The sequence below is a fragment of the Rhizobium sp. SRI_017 genome, from assembly GCF_057586295.1.
Genome location: NZ_JBYCZP010000030.1, coordinates 30,202 through 45,581 on the forward strand (window position 1 = coordinate 30,202; position 15,380 = coordinate 45,581).

General features: G+C 57.6%; 18 protein-coding genes and 3 pseudogenes. 9 read left to right on the forward strand and 12 right to left on the reverse strand.

The window, feature by feature from the left end:
* Positions 1–32 precede the first annotated feature (32 nt).
* From AC2YI2_RS33480 to AC2YI2_RS33515, 8 genes are read right to left on the reverse strand one after another with little or no spacing between them, the layout of a single operon-like run.
* Positions 33–1,352, reverse strand: coding sequence for an NAD(P)/FAD-dependent oxidoreductase (locus AC2YI2_RS33480; protein ID WP_487390858.1), 1,320 nt, complete (start codon positions 1,350–1,352; stop codon positions 33–35).
* Between the two features lie 42 nt (positions 1,353–1,394).
* Positions 1,395–1,748, reverse strand: a complete 354-nt coding sequence (locus tag AC2YI2_RS33485) for a cupin domain-containing protein (protein ID WP_487390859.1) — start codon at positions 1,746–1,748, stop codon at positions 1,395–1,397.
* A 22-nt stretch (positions 1,749–1,770) separates the two neighbouring features.
* Positions 1,771–2,451, reverse strand: coding sequence for an ABC transporter permease (locus AC2YI2_RS33490; protein ID WP_487390860.1), 681 nt, complete (start codon positions 2,449–2,451; stop codon positions 1,771–1,773).
* A gap of 1 nt (position 2,452) precedes the next feature.
* Positions 2,453–3,166, reverse strand: a complete 714-nt coding sequence (locus AC2YI2_RS33495) for an ABC transporter permease subunit (protein ID WP_487390861.1) — start codon at positions 3,164–3,166, stop codon at positions 2,453–2,455.
* A 58-nt stretch (positions 3,167–3,224) separates the two neighbouring features.
* Positions 3,225–4,040: a transporter substrate-binding domain-containing protein gene (locus AC2YI2_RS33500; RefSeq protein ID WP_487390862.1), complete on the reverse strand. Its 816-nt coding sequence runs from the start codon at positions 4,038–4,040 to the stop codon at positions 3,225–3,227.
* Between the two features lie 42 nt (positions 4,041–4,082).
* On the reverse strand, positions 4,083–4,862 hold the full coding sequence (locus AC2YI2_RS33505) for an amino acid ABC transporter ATP-binding protein (protein ID WP_487390863.1): 780 nt from the start codon (positions 4,860–4,862) through the stop codon (positions 4,083–4,085).
* Positions 4,863–4,891: 29 nt separating this feature from the next.
* Positions 4,892–6,292, reverse strand: coding sequence for an aminotransferase (locus AC2YI2_RS33510; protein ID WP_487390864.1), 1,401 nt, complete (start codon positions 6,290–6,292; stop codon positions 4,892–4,894).
* A 10-nt stretch (positions 6,293–6,302) separates the two neighbouring features.
* Positions 6,303–6,530, reverse strand: coding sequence for an aldehyde dehydrogenase family protein (locus tag AC2YI2_RS33515; protein ID WP_487390865.1), 228 nt, complete (start codon positions 6,528–6,530; stop codon positions 6,303–6,305).
* 132 nt (positions 6,531–6,662) lie between these two features.
* Here AC2YI2_RS33515 and AC2YI2_RS33520 point away from each other — a divergent pair, with 132 nt between their 5' ends.
* From AC2YI2_RS33520 to AC2YI2_RS33560, 9 genes and pseudogenes are all read left to right on the forward strand, one after another.
* A complete protein-coding gene (locus AC2YI2_RS33520; protein WP_487390866.1) occupies positions 6,663–7,139 on the forward strand; it encodes an Lrp/AsnC family transcriptional regulator in 477 nt (158 codons plus the stop codon).
* Between the two features lie 347 nt (positions 7,140–7,486).
* Positions 7,487–8,131: pseudogene (locus tag AC2YI2_RS33525) on the forward strand (ABC transporter substrate-binding protein); the annotation flags it as partial.
* A 395-nt stretch (positions 8,132–8,526) separates the two neighbouring features.
* Positions 8,527–8,907, forward strand: coding sequence for a transposase (locus tag AC2YI2_RS33530; protein WP_487390867.1), 381 nt, complete (start codon positions 8,527–8,529; stop codon positions 8,905–8,907).
* A gap of 90 nt (positions 8,908–8,997) precedes the next feature.
* Positions 8,998–9,282: an IS66 family insertion sequence element accessory protein TnpB gene (tnpB, locus tag AC2YI2_RS33535; RefSeq protein WP_487390868.1), complete on the forward strand. Its 285-nt coding sequence runs from the start codon at positions 8,998–9,000 to the stop codon at positions 9,280–9,282.
* A pseudogene (locus AC2YI2_RS33540) lies at positions 9,249–9,951 on the forward strand (transposase); the annotation flags it as partial. The gene tnpB and the pseudogene AC2YI2_RS33540, both read left to right, overlap by 34 nt.
* Positions 9,937–10,113: pseudogene (locus tag AC2YI2_RS33545) on the forward strand (IS6 family transposase); the annotation flags it as partial. The pseudogenes AC2YI2_RS33540 and AC2YI2_RS33545, both read left to right, overlap by 15 nt.
* Positions 10,114–10,222: 109 nt before the next feature.
* Positions 10,223–10,483, forward strand: a complete 261-nt coding sequence (locus AC2YI2_RS33550) for a hypothetical protein (protein WP_487390877.1) — start codon at positions 10,223–10,225, stop codon at positions 10,481–10,483.
* Complete coding sequence (locus tag AC2YI2_RS33555; protein ID WP_487390869.1) at positions 10,369–10,749, forward strand: GFA family protein; 381 nt, start codon at positions 10,369–10,371, stop codon at positions 10,747–10,749. Before AC2YI2_RS33550 ends, AC2YI2_RS33555 begins: the two co-directional genes overlap by 115 nt.
* A gap of 387 nt (positions 10,750–11,136) precedes the next feature.
* Complete coding sequence (locus AC2YI2_RS33560; protein ID WP_487390870.1) at positions 11,137–11,616, forward strand: hypothetical protein; 480 nt, start codon at positions 11,137–11,139, stop codon at positions 11,614–11,616.
* 291 nt (positions 11,617–11,907) lie between these two features.
* On the opposite strand, the gene AC2YI2_RS33565 is transcribed toward AC2YI2_RS33560, so the two are convergent.
* The 4 genes from AC2YI2_RS33565 to AC2YI2_RS33580 all read right to left on the reverse strand — a co-directional run bounded on the left by AC2YI2_RS33565 (position 11,908) and on the right by AC2YI2_RS33580 (position 15,362).
* Positions 11,908–12,216, reverse strand: coding sequence for a hypothetical protein (locus AC2YI2_RS33565; RefSeq protein WP_487390871.1), 309 nt, complete (start codon positions 12,214–12,216; stop codon positions 11,908–11,910).
* An 863-nt stretch (positions 12,217–13,079) separates the two neighbouring features.
* The gene (locus tag AC2YI2_RS33570) at positions 13,080–13,418 is read right to left on the reverse strand and encodes a hypothetical protein (protein WP_487390872.1); all 339 of its coding nucleotides are present in this window, start codon (positions 13,416–13,418) and stop codon (positions 13,080–13,082) included.
* A gap of 19 nt (positions 13,419–13,437) precedes the next feature.
* The gene (locus tag AC2YI2_RS33575; RefSeq protein WP_487390873.1) at positions 13,438–14,523 is read right to left on the reverse strand and encodes a protein-glutamate methylesterase/protein-glutamine glutaminase; all 1,086 of its coding nucleotides are present in this window, start codon (positions 14,521–14,523) and stop codon (positions 13,438–13,440) included.
* On the reverse strand, positions 14,523–15,362 hold the full coding sequence (locus tag AC2YI2_RS33580) for a CheR family methyltransferase (protein WP_487390874.1): 840 nt from the start codon (positions 15,360–15,362) through the stop codon (positions 14,523–14,525). The genes AC2YI2_RS33575 and AC2YI2_RS33580 overlap by 1 nt, the downstream gene beginning before the upstream one ends.
* Positions 15,363–15,380: the final 18 nt, after the last annotated feature.

A 15,380-nucleotide genomic window follows, 5' to 3' on the forward strand; every position in this document is an offset into this window, starting at 1 on the left:
GCCATTCAGGCAGATAAGCACCACTTGTTGCTTCAGCTGTTCTCGCGACGGCGAAGTGTCTTCCTGTCCTGCCGCTCATACATCGAATAGACGATCGGGATGAACCAAGGTTTGCCCGAATAAAACGGCACCGCCTTGGGAGCTGGATCGAAATCGAAGGCGGACCGGGATTGCTCCTCGTCGCCGAGGACCTTGAATGCCGCCTTCTTGCCCAGCCAGCGCCCCCATACAATACCGGAGCCACAAAAGCCGGTTGCATAGACAGTGTTGCCGGATGAAAAAATACGCGGAATCATATCGCGGTTCATGGCAACGTAGCCGAACCAACTATGCGTAAGGCCGACATCGGCGAGTTCCGGGAAGAGCCTCGCCAGTTCGGTCTTTAGATGCATGGTCGGAGCGATAGGGTCGCCTTCAGTCGTCCCGTCTCGTCCACCGAACAAAATCCGAGTGCCATCCGGTGAAGGGCGATAATAGTAGCTCAGCTTTCGCATGTCGCCGTACATCATGCGCGCCGGCATCAGACGGTCCATAATCTCTTTGCCCAATGGCTCTGTCGCTATGATCCTACTACGGACCGGGACCAGGCGACGACGCAGCCACGGATCAAAACCATCAGTGTATCCATCGGTGCAGACAAGCAGCTTTTTGGCGAGCACATCCCCGCGCTGCGTTCGCACGCGTACGCCACCGGCTTCGTTGACCGAACCCAGAACAGCGGTGTTCTCGTGGATGAGAACATTCGACAAACTCGCTATGCGGATCATACCCGCAAGCAGCTTTGCGGGATGCAGGCCGCCAATGTCCCTGCGCACCAGGCCGCCAACATAGAAATCGGTCCCGATGTACTCTCTAACCTCCTGCCGTCCGACCTGAAATGCCTCGATACCGAGGCTGTGGTGAAGGAAATCGGCGTGGCGGCGAAGGTCATCGGCCTCGTCAGCCGTTATCGCTCCGTCGAAAACACCCGACAAGGAGAAGTCGCATTCGATGTTCTCCTCCTTCAGGTAACGCCCGAGATCCTCTCGGGCGGTCTTGCCTTCCTGGAGAATACCATTTGCCCTCACCTGCCCGAACCGCTTGATGAGCTCCTTGCGCCCAGGTCGGATGCTTCCGCTGGCCATGCCACCGTTACGGCCGGATGCTGCCTGACCCAACGACTGGCGGTCGAAGAGTTGGACATGCTTGCCAGCTTGCGCCAGGACGATTGCCGCCGACAGGCCTGTATACCCTCCTCCGACAATAACCACGTCACAGGTCTTGTCCACCTCTCGATCCGGTAATGACGGGAAGACGCAGTCATCCCACCAGTATGGCGTTGATTTAACCGAATGCTGAAGAGTTTGGGTCATGAGCGGTGCCGTAGTGGATATGATGAACCGTGCCGTCGATGATTAGTCGCGGGACACCCAGAGCTTGCGCGTGGTCTCGATGACCTTCCAGGTACCCACGAAACCGGGATGCATGACAAAGCTGTCGCCCGCCGCGATCCGGCGTGGTTCGCAGCCGTCCTCAGTTAGTTCCGAGACACCTGAGAGGATGACGCAGACTTCGAAGGTTTCGCCCTTGATCGAGCGGTAGGCACCAGGCGTCGCTTCCCATACGCCCGAACGGACCACGCCGTCAGCAGTTTGGGCGATGTCCCAGGACAGGAACTGCGGGTTGCCTTCGATGAGCCTGTCAGGCGCGGGCTGACCCTTGCGCGGTTCGGGAAGGTTGTTCTGATCTACGAAAGTGAGCTTGGTCATGATTTGTCCTTTCTGGGGAGGGTTATCGGACGAGCGACAAGCGTCGTTCGAGAATTTTCAATGCCGTTAGAACAACGACGTTGATGGCGAGATAGAAAGCGGCAGTGATAATGAAGATGTCCATGATCGCGAAGGTCTCGCTCATCAACCTCTTCGCATAGCCCGTGATTTCCAGCACGGTGATGGTCGATGCAAGGCTTGATTCCTTGACGATAATGGCCGCTTCGCTGCTGTATGCCGGCAGAGCCTGCCGCAATGCCAGCGGAAACTTCACCCGGGTAAATACGTGCCAGGGAGACATTCCGCAGGCTTCGGCCGCTTCGATAAGACCCTTGGGCAGAGAAAGGAAAGCCGTTCGGAAAATTTCAGCCGTATAAGCGCCGGTATTCAGCAACACGGCAAGGATGGCCGCGTGTAACGCGTCGCCAATCATCCACCAAAGCACTGGGTTATGGCGAATGAAGCTAATTTGTGCTAACCCGTAATAGATGACGAATATCTGCACGAGCATCGGCGTCCCACGGAATATTGCGCAGTAGGTATCGCAGATGTTGCGCAGAATCCCATTCCTTGAGCCGCGCCCCAGAGCCACAACGATGCCGAACGGGAACCCAAGGACAATTCCACACAGCGCAATCAGCAGGGTCGTCTTCGCGCCAACAAGCAGGAAAGGGATGGCATACGCTATGATATCAAGATCCATGTCATTGCCCTCCGAAACCGCGGTTCAGCACACGCTCGGCTCTGGAAAACAGGGTTTGACTGACCGCCGTCATGCAGAAGAACAAGGCCGCAGCGATGCAATAAAACAGCAGAGAAGATCGGGTAATTCCCGCTCCGATGGCAGCGGTTCTCATTAGCTCTTGAAGTCCGACCACCGAAATGAGCGATGTGTCTTTAATCGTCATCTGCCACACGTTGTTGATCCCCCCAAGCGCCAGCCGCAATGCCAGTGGCAAGGTGATGCGGGAGAACGTGATCCGAGTAGGCAAGGCGAGCGACTTCGCAGCTTCAAGCAGGCCGAATGGCACCGCCTCAAGTGCGCCGCGGATGACCTCAATGGAATAGGCGCACGAGATTGCAGCTATGGCGATCACGCCGACAATATACGGGTAGGCACTGTCAACGGAGTCCTGGTAGCCGAACGTGATCGCGACGGCTTTGACCATATCGAGAGACCCAAAAAACAGCAGGTAGATTACCAGCAACCCTGGAACACCACGCACGATGACGCTATACGCGTCGACCAATTGCGAAACCACGGCAACTTTCTGCCAGCGCAATACAGCTAACGGGGTTGCAACAACAAAACCCAAAAACATGCCGAGCAGGCCGATCGCGATCGTGACGGCACTTCCCCGCAGCAGAGCAAGCGCCCAGCCTTGCTCCACCATCAATTTCCAGAAATCAGCCAGCATTGCCACCATCCCAAGGACCTGCCTTGGACCAAGCCAAGACAGGTCCCATCTTCAAAGATCACTTGTTGCAGGAAATGGTATAGTCGTCCTGGAACCAGTGCATCGAGGCTTCCTTCACTTTGCCATCATTGACCATCTTGCAAAGCGCAGCGTCGAGTTTGGCCTTGAGCTCGGTGTTGCCCTTCCGTATTCCGACGCCCATGCCATGCCCCAGGACATCCGGAGCATCCATGGCCATGATCTTGACGTCGATCTTCGTGAAATTGGCGCCGTCCGGTGTCGCCAAAAAGTCCACCCAGGTCGGTGAACCGTCGAAGGCGGCATCGATGCGGCCGTTGGCGAGATCGGCGGTTAGCTGAGTGACAGCGTCGTAGGTCTTCAGATCCGCACCCGTCATCTCTTTTTCGATGAATCGTGCGTATGTGGTACCCGTGACGACGCCGACAGTCTTGCCGACAATCGCCTTCTTGATCTCGTCGACGCTCTTGAGCCCTGCCAGCGGCGAGTCCTTGGCGACCGCGAAGTAGAGCGGTGTAGTTGCATAAGGGATTGAATAGTCGATCTTTTTCTGGCGCTCGGCAGTGATGCCAAGGCCGGATATGATGACGTCGAACCGATCGCTATCCATGGACGGTACCAGCGAACTGAATGTCTGCACCACGAACTCGCATTTCAACTTGAGTTCGGCGCAGATGCCATTTGCGATATCGGCGTCAAAACCGGTCACATTACCGCTTGGATCGGCCATGCTGAATTTCGGCGCATCGCCTTCCGTGCCGATGCGCAGCACTCCGTCCTTGGCCGACGCCGCAGTGGCCAAAATGGCGACGAGCAGGCTGGTTGCCAATGCTGACTTGATGATGTTGGTGATCATGTCTGTTACCCTCTTATGGTTGTTGTTGTGGCCTGGCGCGCTCTAGGCTGCGCAGGCCGGCATTACGCCTGACAGAAATTTCTTCACCCCTTCTGTCGCGGGATTTCGAAGCAATTCTGTCGGCGTGTCATCCTGCTCAAGGCGGCCCTCTTGCAGAAATATCATCCGGTTCGACACATCGCGTGCGAACCGCATTTCATGCGTGACGAGGAGGATCGTGGCGCCCTCTTCAGCCAGCGTGCGGATAACCTTCAGCACCTCTCCGACAAGTTCCGGGTCGAGTGCCGATGTCGGTTCGTCGCACAACATTAACTTTGGTCGCATTGCCAGCACGCGTGCGAAGGCGACCCGTTGCTGTTGACCGCCCGATAGTTGATGCGGATAGCGGTCGCGGAAGTTCGCCATGCCCACTTTCGACAAGGCAGACAGCGCAACCTCTTCGGCGTCCTTTTTGCTCATGCTCAGCACGTAGACCAAGGCCTCTGTCACGTTGCCCAGGACGGTGCGATGAGGCCAGAGGTTGAAGTTCTGAAATACCATGCCGATCCGCTGACGAAACGCTGTGATATGGGAAGGGTTGGCGATCTTGCTCTCGCCCCTCGTGTTGCAATTGACAGAGACCGCCCGACCCATGAACTCGATCTCTCCGGACGTCGGCGTCTCCAGGAAATTGATGCAGCGAAGGGCGGTGCTCTTTCCGCATCCAGACGATCCGATCAGAGAAATGACCTCACCTTCGCTCATGCGGAAGCTGACCCCGTTCAGTACCTTCGTGGCGCCGAACGCCTTGGTCAGTTCGTGGACTTTTAGGATCTCGCTCATGCATGACACCTCTTCATGATTGACATCCTTTAGCCGGTCACAGCGGCTTCAGCGTCCAGTTCCTTGAGCACCTCGTCGACCGCGGCTTTCGCGATCGCGATCATTTCGTCGATTTCCGATTCCGTCATGACCAGCGGCGGAGCGAAACCCAGGATGTCTCCGTGTGGCATCGCTCGGGCAATCAGATTGCGATTGCGGGCCGCTTGGGAAATACGCGCTCCAACCTTCAGACCCGGATCGAACGAAGCCTTGGTGCCTCGGTTGGACACAAACTCGACTGCTGCCAGCATCCCGACACCGCGAACTTCGCCGACGATCGGGTTTTGCTCGAACTCGGCCTTTAGGCGCTTCAACAGGTATGCGCCTTTCGTCGCGGACTGGCCCGCCAGATCCTCCCGCTCGACGATATCGAGCACTGCGTTTGCCGCCGCAGCGCCGATGGGATGGCCCGAATAGGTGTATCCATGGGAGAAAGACCCCACACGTGGCGTCGCTTCCGCCATGACGTCGTAAACCTTCTGCGACACAATCGAGGCCGACAGGGGCACATAGCCGGAGGTCAGACCCTTGGCGACCGTCACGAGATCCGGCTTCATCCCATAAAGATCCGAGCCGAACATGGCGCCGGTGCGACCGAACCCGCAGATAACTTCGTCGGCGATTAGCAGCACGTCATATCTCTGGAGAACGGCCTGTATCTTGCGCCAGTATCCGGCCGGCGGTGGCGTGATGCCGCCGGTTCCAAGCACCGGCTCGGCAATGAACGCGCCAACGGTTTCCGGACCTTCAGCGATAATAAGTGCCTCCAGTTCGTCGGCGCGGCGCTGAGAAAACGCTTCTTCTGTCTCTCCGGGCAGTCCACCACGGTAGAAATGCGGAACGCCGGTCCGGAGGATACCTGAAACCGGCAGATCCATATGGTCGTGGTAAAAACTGAGCCCGGTCATGGAGCCGGCGACAACGGAGCACCCGTGATATCCGCGCTCACGCGCGACGATCTTCTTCTTCTGCGGCATTCCGCGAAGATTATTGTAGTACCAAACGATTTTTGCCTGGGTCTCGTTCGCGTCGGAGCCTGACAGGCCGTAGAAGACTTTCGACATATTTCCCGGCGCCATTCTGACGAGCCGATCAGACAGACGCGCCAATTCTTCGGTCGTGTGAGCGGCATAGGAATGGTAGTAGGCAAGCTTGTAAGCCTGCCGCGCGATCGCTTCGGCGACTTCGGTGCGACCGTAGCCGATGTTCACACAATAGAGACCCGCGAACCCGTCAAGATACTCCCTGCCGGTCGCGTCCTTGATACGAACGCCCTTGCCTGTTTCCATGATGGTCGGATCGGTGTCGCCGGACGCATAGTCCTTCAGGTAAGTGAAAGGATGGAGAACCGTTCTGCGGTCCATCTCTGCGATTTCAGCAATACTCGTCATCGTCATTTCCTTATCGCCAGACCTTGAAAGCACTGTCGGCCGCGTTGATCGCCTGATCAATCATCGCCACATTGCAATCGCCAACCCTGGCGATTTCATCACCTCTGGCCGGGTCAGTAACCTGGGTTCCACTGCTGGAGTGTTGCCCCTGGCCATCAATAAACGGCTGAGAATGCAGCAGGTCCGGATCGTTGAGATGTCCGAGCGCGCGGCCCGCCATCATCGATATCTCAAGCATGTCTGTTCGTGCTCCGCGTTTGTTAGGCAAAGCTTAGTTCATATCGCCGCAGTATTTCGTTTGATTTGTTGCAGAGCCGCAGAAAACCTGCTTTCTATCCGTCCCAGACGAAGAAATTGTGCGGATTTTCCGATGAACCTAGATCGCATTGATGCTCGCCTGCTCAGCATTATGCAAAGCCACAACCGCCACGGCAGCGAAGAGCTCGGTGCGATGGTTGGTCTATCGGCCACTGCAGTCCAGCGTCGCCTCAAGCGAATGCGCGAAAAGGGAGTAATAGAAGCAGATGTGTCGATCGTGACACCGAAAGCCGTCGGACGGCCCATCGCAATGCTGGTTCTCGTGTCGCTTGAGCGCGAAAGGGCCGACATTGTCGACCGCTTCAAACAGTCGATCCGCCACACGCCGGAGGTGATGAACGGGTACTATGTCACGGGAGAGTCAGATTTTGTACTCATCGTGACCGCGCAAAGCATGGAGGATTACGAAGGTTTTACACGGAAGTTCTTCTATGAAAATCCCGACATCAAAGGCTTCAAGACAATGGTCATAATGGACAGAGTGAAAGCCGGCTTCTCCGTTCCCATCAACTTCGATGACTTTTCCTAAGGCCGCATGACGGAATTCAGCTTTGATAAGTCGCCTTCGGAAATCGGTCGCGTTTCGCAATGTGCTGCTTGTCGTCCCCAAGACGCGTGTGGGATGCCTTCGAAGGCGGTCTAGTAAGCTGGCGCAGCTTGAAAGGCGGCTGCCTGGCGGAGGCCTTTCTTGAAGATCTACATCCGAACGTTTGAGCCGGATCGCCCCTCCGATCCGCATTCCCGTATCGTGCCGTGCAATCCGATCGCTTTTTTTGTACCCACAAACATGAGAACGCGCCTCTTGTTTTAGGACCTGAACAAAGTTAGACGACAACGGACAGAATACGCGCTCAACAGTCAGCTTTGACAAAAAAGATGGCAACAGCAATGAAAACACTACTGGCAATCGCGGGTCTATGCACTTTGCTCGGCTTAACAACCAACTCCGCATCCGCAGCGTCCACTTCCTATCCGCTGATTGTCGAAAACTGCGGCGTAAAGGTGACGTTTGCAAAGGCGCCGGAGCGCGCTGTTGGCCTTGGCCAGGGCAGCGCTGAGATCATGCTGATGCTCGGCCTGGAAGACAAGATGGTGGGAACCGCCTTCTGGCCGAACAAACCCCTGCCCCAACTCGCGGAGGCGTATGCCCAGGTCAAGCTTCTATCCATCGAGTTTCCGACCTTCGAGTCCGTCCTCTCCCAGCAGCCCGACTTCGTGGCAGCAGCCCTCCCGAGCCTGATGGGGCCGTCAAGCAAGGTCGCCAAACGGGAAGATTTCGAAAACCTTGGCATTCCAGCCTATCTGTCGCCGAGCGCTTGCGTTGCGGAAGGTGTTGCCAAGGATAAGTTTGGTTATGGCAACCGGAACCAGCTTTGGAATATGGCGACACTTTACCAGGAGATCGAAGAGCTTTCGCAGATCTTTAACGTGAGCGACCGCGGACAAGCGTTGATCCAGGACCTGAAGAAGCGTGAGGCTGCTCTTCGCGCCGACGCGCCCGAGGATGGCAAAAAGCTCTCCTCACCGACGCAGAAGTCGATCATCATGGTTGGTCGGAGTGTCCAAATTTGTCAGTGATGTTTGAGAACTGCCCAACGACTTTCGTCCAAGCTCCTAGAACTCGCCCAACCCTTGGCCTCCTGCCCCTAGTGCGAAGTAAGCACCCGCGCCGAACCGACTGCCGGGTGGTGCAGTCCACCAAAGATAACCATATCCCAGTTGCCCGCGGTCGGTTCGCGAATATGCCGTGATGGCCTCTTTGACCCATGACCTCGGAACGACTTGGTTTCCAGCCTCGCAGCCATCATTCAGAAATAGCATGCCAAAGCGCGGTAACCGCGATTTTTGGGTCACCTATGAATCGGGATGGTGTTTAGGCAGGTTGTGTCCACAAGCAACGTAGCGGACACAATGCGATGGATGATGTGAACGAGACGCGGCTCTTGCAAGTATTGCATGCTGGTCGCGGTGGGAAACGGGCGTTTGACGTGGCCTCAAAAGCCAGATTGGTGGAAGCGTGCCTGACGCCCGGGGTTTCGATATCGAAACTCGCGCTTGAGAATGGTATTAATGCGAACCTGCTACGGACCTGGATCCGCAAGCAGCGCAAGTCGAAAACGCCGGGCCTGCAGACGCTTTCGCCACGAGTGGAGGCGTCGATGTTCCTTCCGGTCGTAGAGGCTCGGGCTGAACGCGCAGCCGATGGCGATCGCAGACAGGGCGGATTGATGGGACGATCAGTGGAACGGCGTGAGCGATCGGTTCTTGCGAGCGGTGAAGGTGGACATCAGGGCTGAGAGCGCAGGTATCTTTGCCGAACGGCGTCACGCTTTCGGTGGAACTGGACGACGCGTCGATGATAGCCGCCATGATCGGAGCTTTGGGCAATGTTCCGTCTGTCAGCTGATGTTGAGGTCTATCTGCACCAGGATCCGGTCGACTTCCGCGCCGGCATCGACAGCCTCGCCATTCTGGTTGAACAATCGATGTCACTTGATCCTTTTGCGCGGGCTGTATTTGGGTTCTGCAACCGTCGCAAGGATCGGGTGAAGCTTTTATTTTTTGATCGGTCAGGCTTCGTATTAATTTTGAAGCGCCTTGAGGAAGACCGGTTTGCTGGCCAAACCGCCGGGAAGCGGTGGCGCAGCTTGCGGCAAACGCGGCCGAAATAGCCGCGTTGAAGGCCGATAAGGAGGCCTTGTCTGCGCGAGTCAGCGCGCTGGAGGAAGAGTTGCGGCTGGCGCGCGCGCACCGCTTTGCGCCCAGAAGCGAAAAGCATATGGACCGCCTGTTCAACGAGGCCGAACAGGATGCCGGCTCCGCCGCTGATGTTGATGGTGACCTTGACGCCGACATTGCGGGCCTCGACACCGTCGATCTTCCCGACACAGGTTTACCCCAGCTGGGAACACCCGAGGGCCGCAAGCCCCTGCCGGCCGATCTGCCGCGTGAGCGCGTGGAATACGACCTGCCTGAGGACCAGAAGCTCTGCCCTTGCTGCAAAAACCCGCTTCACCGGATGGGTGAGGCGATGAGCGAACAGCTGCATATCGAGATCAAGGCGAAAGTGCTGCAGAATGTCCGGTTCGAATACGCCTGCAGGCATTGCGACCGCACCGGCATCAAGACGCCGATGGTGCTCGCCCCCATGCCGGCCCAGCCTTTGCCGGGCAGCGTGGCGACGCCGGCGACACTTGGCGCTGGTGCTGGCCAACAAATATGTCGATTGCACTCCGCTCTATCGTCTGTCGCAGGCGCTCGACCACGCCAATGTGTCCGTCAGCCGCGGTGCGATCGCAAACTGGGTGATCCGAGCGAGCGAGCTGCATTTGCCGAAGATCGGCGGATTCCAATCCTTCAAAACCGCGCGCCGAACGATTGCGGGTTTCGAAGCGATGCTCTGGCTGAAGAAGGGCTTCGGCTTCACTGGCGATTGGACCGTCAACGATCAGAACGACTTGCTCGCGCGTCTCTTCGGACTTCAAAAGGTTAACAAGGCATGAAGAGCAGGGCGTATTTCGGCTCAACGCGTTTGGCCGACCGCTTTGCGACACGCCCGACTATATCGATGGCCCGATCGCGGCATGGGCAGAAGAGAATGGCCACGCGATCATGTGGGGCAATCGGATCACGACGGAAGTCCGTAACGACATGCTGCCGCGCTATAACATCGCGCCGACACAGAGCGTGCCGATCGTCCACAATGACAGCGACGGCAACGTGCGCTATCTTGCGATCACCCATTATGGAGTTGGACCTTGCCAGAAACGATCATTCGTCGTGGTGGCTGCCTTTGCGGCGCTATTCGCTACACCGTCAGAGATGAACCCTTCCAGTCTGGTCTCTGCCATTGCGGCGACTGTCGAAAAGTGACCGGAACATCTTTCTTGTCCTTTGCCGACTGGCGCCCGGACCAATTTGAGAGCTCGGGCGAGGTTCGGACTTATGACGGGCGCTCTTTCTGCCCGGTCTGTGGATCGCGTGTCTTCAACGTCTCGCCTCATCAGGTCGAAATCTATCTCGGCACCTTGGATGATGCACCCAACGCTATCGGGCCCGCTGCGGAAATTTGGGTGAAGCGCCGGGAACCTTGGCTCCATCAACTCGATATCCCGCAGTTCATGGAAGACAAAACCTGAAACGCACCTTCAGACGGTTGTTTTGCTGATGCTCGTGATTCTTGACGACCAATCTGGTGGAACGGCAGCTCTTAGGAACTCCCCCGGCATGCTTGAACGGCAGGAATGGGCGCGCCTTCCGGAAGTGGCCTCTGTAAATGTCGACGCGATACCATCCCGCAAGAGCTTGCTGGGTCGTGGTTACAAGCATGGAAGCGATAAGGAGCGATCGAATGATAATCTGCACTTTAGATCCTGTTTCAGCGGTTTCCGCTTTACGAATTTGACTAACGTTTCAAGCAAATGCCGCCCCCAGCGAAGAGGTTTCAAATGTGTCCCCCTGTGCCTGAGGGAACTGAGGGGCGATGTCGCCCTAGGTAGGCGACCTGAACACAAGAAGGTAAACTCATGATCATGTCTCGTCTTCTCTCTTTGCTAATCATTAGCACCACGCTTCTCCCCTCTGGCTCCCATGCGCAACAGGCAAACCCGGAGGACCCGGCGGTCGAGGTCTGCGAACGCAGTCGCTTCGACGGCCGAACTGCAGCGGAGATTGGATTCTCGCGACAGGCTTGGTCGATGACAGGAGCAACCGTAGCCATAATGTTCGCGGGCAATGACGGACGCGCTGTCGAGGTCGACTGCCCATTCAGATTGAACGGAGGAAAAATCGTATTTGCCGACACCACTGCGCCGCATATCACAAGGTGCATCGAATACCTGAGATTTCAGCGGCAGGACGTTTCGGATGCAGAGTTTTGCAAGACACTCACTAATCTTGAACCGTTTTATCAGCGAGACTTCGCGGAGAACGTGATTGCGCCGTTGATGGACGCCGGCATCTATCCAATCGACCCCGCAAAGACGGCGTTGGACTTCGGCCAATAGGCGGATGCTCTGTCCGACGCTTCTCAGTTGACGAAAAGGCTTGTGGACACATTTCTCGCCCCCATGCCAGACGCGCCGCAATCGGCAGGCGACGTGCCAAGTGCGACCAATTGCTAGTGTCGTGGTCTCGCTAATCCGCGTCCTCAAACTCAGAAATCAGCGACGCAATCTTCTGATCGACGATCGCGCTCAGATCATCACGGTTCTGACCAGGTGACGCGCTCCATACTCACGGCATGTCGGACGTGTCGAACTATCACCCTGCCAATCGTCGGCTTAATCGAGGCGAACCTATTTTCCTGAGACCCATGTCGCCCCCGCATCTCCGAAGCTGCGCTGGACGGCCGCAATTTGACTCAACGGAATGTCAGCAGAAACCTCGATCTCGCCATTGAGCGGCGCGTCTCTGCGCGATCCTAATTCGTGAGATGCGTCTCCGCCCGATGGCTCCGAGCCCGTGGTGTTGTCGTTGCCTGCAGCTTGGATGAATATATCCGGCCTGGAAACGCCATGTTGCTGAACGAGGTACTCGACGGCTAGATCGGCTGCCTCCCGCGTTTCGAATGTGGCGCGAATGGTGGTGGTGCTGTTGTCCGCCATCGTGATCTCCTCGAATGGTGTTGTATCGACAACGTTCGAATGGCATTGAGCAGCGGCCAACAGACCCAGGCGAGTGGCGTGGGGGAGTTTCTCCCCCACGCTCTCTCAGAACCGGACGCGATACTCTCGCATCATCCGGCTCCCATTGTTCGACCGTATCCATGAAGCAGAGGCCAATGGGCGACCAACCGAGGTTGGCGCTGCGCGATGCGCAAGAGCCAATGCCGGGATCGCCGCTTGTGCCCACGCAGGGACTTGTACTTTCCCGAGGCCCATCGAGCGAGGTATCGTTCGATGCTCCAGAGCGTGGGTTGGAGAGCTGAAGGGCAGAATGGGCGATCAATCGAACTGTTTTCAATCGCAGCTACATAACCGGGAACTGTTCAAATTTGGTCCGTGCATCAACGCCGATCAGATGTTCACTGTCGAAAATCGCCTCGCGAGTGCCGCTTCCATCTTTCGTGGGAACTGCCGCAGGTGCCGCCTGCTTTGCCTTGGCAATGGCGGTGTCCGATCCTTCGCTTTATGGAGGCACGAGCAGAGAGGGGTCGCTGGCTCGACTCTTAGAATTCTGTTCAGGCTTGACTTCGCACAGCAAACTCGACGATGGTTGGTTGTCCGCTTGCGCGCGACGCTCGTTCCCTGGGCCACGCCGCGGACTTTTCGCCGGCCGATCCTGTCTGGACGGTCGGCTTTTTCGTGCCTGGGACGAAATCGCCTCAGCCCGGGGTGCAGGACTGAACAGGGACGACGCCTCTCAACCGGAGCGGATCGCCTTTTCGGGCCTGGGCAGCCGCCGACGCCCGGCGAAAGAGTACCTCACCCTCATGCGCGCACCGTTGATCACAATTTGTTGCGCGGTGCTAGAGTTGGCTTTGCAGTGCGCGAGCAATTTTGGTTTCAGTTCCCGCGCGCAACCCGATGTAGTCGTTTCGTCCACGCTCAGCGCCTATTGCTCTCAGCTCAGTGAGATATAGGAGGCCCGGTTCGAGAAGGATTATCGAACGAAATGACTTAACCTTGATCCAGCCCATCTGTTGTGCGTAACGCAGTCCAATGGTGGTGTTCTTCAGTGAACAATTGTGGCGTACGAAGTAATCCTCGACCAGGATATACGACACTTCCTGTCCAGCAGATGCATCTTTGGCGAACGCCAGTAAGATACACTCTGCCGCGTCGACTGCCTTGTCCTTGTCAATCATAGAGGATCCTCTCCATCTCTCACCTGCGGCGGTCCGTCGCGAGGATTTCGCGAGCGATCTGATCAAGGGATACGACCCGGTCGACACCGCCATGCGCGATGGCTTCCTTCGGCATGCCGAAGACCACCGAACTCGCCTCGTCCTGCGCGATCGTATAGGCGCCGGCCGTGTGCATTTCGGCCATTCCGCGCGCCCCATCGTCGCCCATGCCGGTCATGATGACGCCCATCGCATTACCGCCGGCGGAACGCGCCGCCGAACGGAAGAGCACGTCGACCGAAGGCCGATGACGGGAGACGAGCGGACCGGTCCGGACGGAGACGACATAGCGCGCGCCCTGCCGCTCGAGCAGCGTGTGGCGGTCGCCCGGCGCGATCAGCACGTGGCCGCGCAACACGGGATCGCCGTTCTCCGCTTCCTTGATCTCCACCTCGCACAGCGTGTTGAGGCGCTGCGCGAAGGCGGCCGTGAACTTCTCCGGCATATGCTGGACGATGACGATGCCGGGAGAGTTGGCCGGCAGTTGCTCGAGCATCTCTCTCAACGCTTCGGTACCCCCGGTCGAGGCGCCGACACAGACCACCATTTCGGTCGTCTTGGCCATGGCCCGACCGCTCGGCGGCGGCAGCACCGCGTCGGCGGTGAGTTTGGCTTGCGTTGCAGAACCCATGCTGCGCCGTCCGGCACCAATCCGTGCGATCGCCGCACCTTTGACGGCGTCACGGATGCGCATGCCTGATTCCGCGAGATAGTCCGCGGCACCGATCTTCGGCTTGAGAATGATGTCGACGGCGCCGGCTTCCAGCGCCTGCATCAGGGTTGCCGATCCCTCCTCCGTGAGCGACGAGCACATCACAACAGGTATCGGCCGTTGCGACATGATCTTGCGCAGGAAGGTAATGCCATCCATGCGCGGCATCTCGACGTCGAGCGTTATGACATCGGGAAGGTCCTCCTGGATCTTCCGCGCAGCCATGAACGGGTCGGAGGCCGAGCCCATCACTTCGATCTCGGGATCTTCTTCCAGCACCTTGGTCAGTGCCTGCCGGACGCTCGCCGAGTCGTCGATGATGAGGACGCGGATCTTCTTTGGAGTCAAAGCCATCAAATCTTCCGGAACACGGTGTTGGCAACCTGCTTCACCGGAAGAGGTATGCCGGTAACGCTTTCTGAATGGCCGACGAAGAGATAGCCGCCGGGCATGAGACAATCGCATAGCCGGGTAAGGACCTTGGCCTGCGTCACCTTGTCGAAGTAGATCAGCACATTGCGGCAAAAGATCATGTGCATGGGATCGCCAACCGGATAGCTGTCGTCCATCAGATTGAGCCGGGCGAACCCGACCTTGGCACGCAGGCGAGCACTGATGCGAACATCGGTACGGCCCCTCTCGCGAGCCACCATCACATATTTCTGCTGGATGCTCTTCGGCACGGGTGCGACCATGTCGCGCGGATAGACCCCGCGCTGCGCCGCCTGCAACACGTCGGTCGAGAGGTCCGTCGCCAGAATTCGGTAGTCGACCTCGCGATTGGTGCTCGCGAATTCCTGTAGAACCATCGCCATCGTATAGGGCTCAGCGCCCGTCGAGCAAGCCGAACTCCAGAGGCGAAGCTGCTTGTGTCCCGCCGCAAGCATCTCAGGCAACCCTACCTGCGCCATATATTCGAAGTGCTTGGGCTCGCGGAAGAAGTCTGTTTTGTTGGTCGTGACCGCATCGATGAGATAGGTCGACTCGGTCGCAAGCCCATTCTGCATGAACAGAAACTCGCAATAGGCGTCGAGCGTTGAGATGCCGGTGGCGCGGAGCCGCCGTCGCAGGCGGCCTTCCAGCATCGTGATCTTGGTGATCGGCATCTTGATGCCGCTATAGTCATAGATATAGCGCGACAGGGCCTCGAAGTTGCGCTTGCTTAAACGGTCGTCGAATGACGGTGCCTTCATGGCTGCCGACATGGCCTA